Raw genomic sequence first — 605 nt, 5'->3', positions numbered from 1 at the left:
ATTAATTAATGACGGCCCAGTGACTTTTTGGCTACAGGTCTAATCTGGCGTGGATACACCCATGGTCTAAGCTATATACCCAAGTGGTTTGATTTTACTTGGGTATTTTCTCCCCAAGATTCTTACTGATTTGCACTTTCAAAGGATTGATATGTTCAAACTCATAACTCCAACAACCGAAAATCAGCTTAACAAGTACTATCAATTTCGTTGGCAAATGCTTCGAGAGCCATGGCGCATGCCAGTAGGCTCTGAACGTGATGAATATGACGTGGTGAGCCACCACCGCATGATTGTGGATAGCCGTGGTCGTCCAATGGCGATCGGACGTTTGTACATTACTCCGGATAACGATGGCCAAATCCGCTATATGGCGGTGAAAGGCAATCGTCGCAGCAAAGGCATGGGCTCACTGGTGTTGGTCGCGTTGGAATCGCTTGCGCGCCAAGAAGGTGCGAAACGTTTGGTATGTAATGCCCGTGAAGATGCGATTGCGTTTTATGAAAAAAATGGTTTTGAACGTCGTGGTGAGTTGACCGATGAACGCGGTCCGGTCCGTCACCAACAAATGGTGAAGCCGCTTGATCCGATGGCGAATGTGTTAC

At 47.3% G+C, this 605-nt stretch carries 1 protein-coding gene; it reads left to right on the top strand.

What is annotated here, in order from left to right; genetic code table 11:
• Window positions 1-151 precede the first annotated feature (151 nt).
• Window positions 152-605, top strand: a 454-nt coding sequence (locus R7044_RS26520) for a GNAT family N-acetyltransferase (protein WP_225456152.1), incomplete at its 3' end; no start/stop codon positions are given.

This window comes from Vibrio sp. 1402, assembly GCF_033340275.1.
The sequence above is the reverse complement of the archived record's forward strand: the minus strand, read 5'-3'. Positions and strand labels throughout refer to the sequence as shown.